Raw genomic sequence first — 4,523 nt, forward strand, 5'->3', positions numbered from 1 at the left:
ATACCGCCTCGTTTGCAACTGCGGCGAAAACGGCGGGCAAGAGGTGATGCATCTGCACTTCCACATCCTGGGCGGAATGAAGCTGCCATGGGATCACGTAAGCGACCGAAATACGAAGGATAATTTTTAACCGCCCAAGAATTTTCAGCTTGTAAAATTAGCCGGGGAAGTATGCAATCTGCAAAAGTCGAAGTTTGTAATGCAAAATTCTTATCAGACAAGGTTTTATGCGGATTTTGATAGTACAGATTTTAGTTCGTAAATTACAAAATTTTGCTTGGCGTAAAATTACAAACACAAGGACTTACTGGGCAGAATTTTAGAACATATTAAAATTTTACCCAGTAAATTTAATCCGTCAAAATTTTATAGCACGCAGATTTTTTTGCCAACACTAGAAAAACTGCGAAATTCTATTCTGCTTCAAGCCCGATTTTAGGAAAAATGTACTCTATGATGAAGTCCCACATATACTCCTTATAACGCGCAATAGCTTCTCGGTTCTCCGTTAAAAGCTCATACATCTTTTCTAGCCGTGCGTCATCTTTCTCATCATACGCCGCCGTGCAAAGGGCGGACGCGATGGTGCCGCGCTTTTGCGGTAAAAAATTTTCATTTTCTAAATTTGCCAAAAGCAGCTCAAAATCGCAGAAATCGCATAAATTTACGTCCTCATCATTTTCATACTGCATTAATTGCTCCTTACCATCGCTTACAATTACACTCTCCTGACTATAGCAAAATTTCAACTCCGCATTTTGTCCCCACTCGTTTAATAACTCCGAGTCAATGGCTATATTACTACCCCATACTTTCTTGCACTCGCAACTGCCACATTTCTCGCACTTAGCTCTAACAACCGCTTCATCAAATTGACCAAACGCCATATCGCGAGCGGCAATCTCAAACTCCGTTGTCGCACCACAACTCGCGCAAATGCGGTGTAAAATATATTTACTCAACTTTAACTCCTAAAGTATATAATTTTTGCAACGCCAGCAAATTTATGGCTGGACATTTTTACCGATATAGCGCAGTTATTTTAGCATAAAAAGCGGTGTTTTTCTGCACTACCTAAATTTGGCGCGCCTTACACACGCCACAATACGATTGATGTACTCATAGCATATAAAATTTAGTTTAGCCGAAATTGCATTTATATTTCGTCTTTGAGCTTGGAATTTTACTGGATATTTTTAGTAGCTAATTTTAAATGACAATGATAATTTTGGAATTTTATAATACAGATTGGAGATATGCATCTCCATAAATTTTGAAAGGATTAAAATTTAGACTCAGCTGCGAAAAAGCTCCGCAGCCGAAATCAGACTATTTTGAAAGCATCGAAGAGAGCATCCATAGGCGTTTTTCATATTTGCCGTAGTGATCTTGCGCGATGTTTGAAGTCGTATCGTCGCCCTCTGCTTCGGCTACCTCTTGAAGCTTTTTAAACTCTTTTACCAAATACTCGTAGGCTTTTTTGACGTTCTCAAGTACTTCGGTTACGCCGTAGCTGTCCTTTACGCTAATCGGCGCGTCTTTTGAAAGCTCGATCAGATCCTTGGCTTTGGTTACCGCTTTGCCACCTATCATTAGCGCGCGCTCGGCCATATCGTCGAAAAGCTCGCCCATCTCATCGTAGGCCTCCTCGGTGTAAGCGTGAACTTGCGCGAATTGCAAGCCTTTAACGTTCCAGTGATAATCGTGAAATGCGACGAAAAGCGCGTGAGCGTCGGCTTGAAGTTTGTTTAGTTGTTTTACTGTTTTTGACATTGTGTCTCCTTTACTTAAAATTGTTGGTATTATACTACGATAACCTTAAACAGAAATAATACTAGATAATAAATTTTATCTTTTAGTGGAATTTTTGATTAACAGATTTTAAATTTATAAACAACTTTTTTGAAATTTCAGCTAGACTACATTATAATGCACGCCATGAAAAACAAATTTATGATAACTATCACCGATCTTAACGGCTCTAGGAATTTTTTGCTTTCGCAAATTATCAAAAAGATCGCGTTATATTTGGTGCTATTTGTTTTTACCATTTTCGTCACGGGCGCACTGTATATCAAGTATCTGGGCTCTAAAATCGACCGTCTTTCGCAGACCAAAACCGAGCTTAACGAGCTGAATCAAAAGCTTCGCGACGGTATCGCGGCGAGCCAAATGGAATTTGAAGCTATCGAGGGCAAGATCGCCGATTTGGAGCATGAGTTCGGACTCGATCCCGAGGCCGATGAGCGCATGATCGACCGCCTCTCGCATATCAAGCCTACCTCCGAGGAGGAGATCAAAAGCCGCGCCGATAAGATCGTAAACCAAACCTTTTCGGACGCGCTGATAAAAGAGATATTTATGCAGATCCCAAACGGCAGAGTGATGCAAACCTATCAGCTTAGCGAGAAATTCGGCTGGCGCAACCACCCGATCTTAAAGCGCAAACAATTCCACCCCGGCGTTGATCTGCGCACGCCGCTTAAAACGCCGATTTACGCGCCGGCAGACGGCATCATCCAATACAGCGGCGCGGGCGGCAGCGGCTACGGCAACCTAGTCGAGATCCGTCACAACTACGGCTTTACGACGCGGTACGCGCATCTGGATTCAAATTTAACCCGCAAAGTGGGCGAGTTCGTAAATAAAGGCGATCTCATAGCTTTTAGCGGCAATACGGGTCTTAGCACCGGACCTCATCTGCATTATGAGATCAGGTTTTTGCAGCTACCGCTTAATCCGCTAAATTTCATCGAATGGAACAAAAAGAACTATAAAGAAATTTTCACCAAGGAGGAAGATATCCCATGGCAGTCTTTAATAAAGGCAATGCAAACACCGCTCAAACAACGATAATCTCGGCAGGTACGCTCATCAAAGGAGAGATGCGTCTGTCGTGCATACTGCATATCGACGGCAACGTAGAGGGCGACGTGATCTCAGATAGCACCGTCGTCATCGGCAAAAACGGCACCGCGCGCGGCTCAATCAAGGCAAAACATATCGTCATCAACGGCAAATTCTTCGGCAATATCGAAGCCGAGCTCGTCGAGCTACTAGGCGGCGGCGTACTCGTAGGCGACGTGCTATCGCAAAATTTCGGCATCGAAGTGGGCGCTAAATTTAACGGTAAAAGCGCGGTAAATGGCGGCGAGCAGCCCCTCGTGGTGGACAGCACCGTCGCCGAAGACGTCAGACTGATCGACAAAGTACTGGATGAACAAAATTTACGCGCTTAAGTGAATAGCCGGGCGGCGTCCGTCGTGCGTGAAAAGCTAGTGCGAAATGGTACAACGTAGGACTTCTAGGCGCGCATCTAAGATATTACAGCGCAGCAGAGATAGGTATATATTAAGCGCGGGCGCGGCAAGTGGTCGGGTGCGGCGTGGCATGATTTAGTACATGCCAGGCAGTACAATACGGCGTGAGCGAGGAAATAAACACTCATTGAAGCGCGATAGGACACGACGAGTGGCTAGATATGGCGCAGGAATAGGCGCATTGATACAGCGCGAAATGGCGAGATTAGGACTAAACGCCATCTTGCGTGATAAGTGCGGCGAGTCGCAGAATGGTAAAAATAGTTGCATTGGATTCAGTGCGACGTGGTAGGGCTAACTGCGCCGCAAAATACTGCGTACCGCAGCATAGAACCGGGCGGTTAGCGGCGCAATTAAATTTAAAAATTTAAATCCGCTTCAGCCAAAATTTCCCCGAGTTAAAATTTATTCAGATTAAAATTCGCCTCAGCCAGAATTCGCCTCGACTGAATTTTGTTTTGACTTAAATTTACCTAGATTGAATTCTTTAGCCTAAAATTTTCTTAGTTTTTGGGGTTTTGAAATTTTAAAATTCCAATCTGTTCAAGCTCATCAAAATTCGGTGCGATTTTTAAAAGGCTTTTAGAGTGTAATCTTAAAATTTTGAAATTCCAAAAATTTCAAAGCGTTTAAATTTTTCAAACTTCTGGAATTTCAAGGCTCGCGAGGTTTCTAAATTTTATAAATTTAGAATTCTGCAAATTTTGAAATTTCAGAATTTTCAAACCTCTACGGATCTGAAATTTTACGAATCCGCGCAATTTAGCACGCGCGCGCATTTCCAATTTTTCTGCGCCAAAAGCAAGCCTGTGATGGCATTTATATTCTTGGGGTTTGCACCGTAAATTCTAATCCCGCGAAATTTCGGCGCCTTAAATTTAAGCCCGTTATTAGATTAGTTATGTATAATGCGACTTCTTTTTGTGGACAGATGGGTGAGTGGCCGAAACCACACCCCTGCTAAGGGTGCAGCTTCTAACCGGGGCTCGAGGGTTCAAATCCCTCTCTGTCCGCCACCGATTCAAAATTTAAATCTACAAAATTTAATCATCATAAATTTGACCGATCTCGCTACCGACGGCTATACGCACAAAATCGCGACTTGGGTTTGCCGGATACGGCGCCGCGAGTGATAAAATTTACTTGCATGAAATTTTAAAATTTCACGCTGTATTTCATAGAAAGGTGCGTGTTCAAAAAGCG

5 protein-coding genes and 1 tRNA gene are annotated in these 4,523 nt (G+C 43.2%); 4 read left to right on the forward strand and 2 right to left on the reverse strand.

Going from position 1 to position 4,523, the window contains the following annotated elements:
- On the forward strand, nucleotides 1–130 hold a 130-nt coding region (locus tag Q0438_RS03360), incomplete at its 5' end, for an HIT domain-containing protein (RefSeq protein ID WP_299187387.1).
- A 283-nt stretch (nucleotides 131–413) separates the two neighbouring features.
- Here Q0438_RS03360 and Q0438_RS03365 read toward each other — a convergent pair.
- Nucleotides 414–692, reverse strand: coding sequence for a hypothetical protein (locus Q0438_RS03365; protein ID WP_299187376.1), 279 nt, complete (start codon nucleotides 690–692; stop codon nucleotides 414–416).
- Between the two features lie 637 nt (nucleotides 693–1,329).
- Nucleotides 1,330–1,773, reverse strand: a complete 444-nt coding sequence (locus tag Q0438_RS03370; protein WP_299187378.1) for a DNA starvation/stationary phase protection protein — start codon at nucleotides 1,771–1,773, stop codon at nucleotides 1,330–1,332.
- A gap of 129 nt (nucleotides 1,774–1,902) precedes the next feature.
- Here Q0438_RS03370 and Q0438_RS03375 point away from each other — a divergent pair, with 129 nt between their 5' ends.
- From Q0438_RS03375 to Q0438_RS03385, 3 genes are all read left to right on the forward strand, one after another.
- Nucleotides 1,903–2,856, forward strand: coding sequence for a M23 family metallopeptidase (locus Q0438_RS03375; protein ID WP_299187381.1), 954 nt, complete (start codon nucleotides 1,903–1,905; stop codon nucleotides 2,854–2,856).
- Nucleotides 2,808–3,239 (forward strand): polymer-forming cytoskeletal protein, encoded by a 432-nt coding sequence (locus Q0438_RS03380; protein WP_299187384.1) that lies wholly within the window; start codon nucleotides 2,808–2,810, stop codon nucleotides 3,237–3,239. The genes Q0438_RS03375 and Q0438_RS03380 overlap by 49 nt, the downstream gene beginning before the upstream one ends.
- A 1,006-nt stretch (nucleotides 3,240–4,245) precedes the next feature.
- Nucleotides 4,246–4,336 (forward strand) — tRNA-Ser (locus Q0438_RS03385).
- Nucleotides 4,337–4,523 lie beyond the last annotated feature (187 nt).

The sequence above is a fragment of the uncultured Campylobacter sp. genome (assembly GCF_938030785.1).
Taxonomy (GTDB): domain Bacteria; phylum Campylobacterota; class Campylobacteria; order Campylobacterales; family Campylobacteraceae; genus Campylobacter_B.

Coding starts and splice junctions, on each gene's coding strand:
- Q0438_RS03365 (WP_299187376.1), bottom strand. CDS start 692: ATGCAGTATGAAAATGATGAGGACGTAAATTTATGCGATTTCTGCGAT.
- Q0438_RS03370 (WP_299187378.1), bottom strand. CDS start 1,773: ATGTCAAAAACAGTAAAACAACTAAACAAACTTCAAGCCGACGCTCAC.
- Q0438_RS03380 (WP_299187384.1), top strand. CDS start 2,808: ATGGCAGTCTTTAATAAAGGCAATGCAAACACCGCTCAAACAACGATA.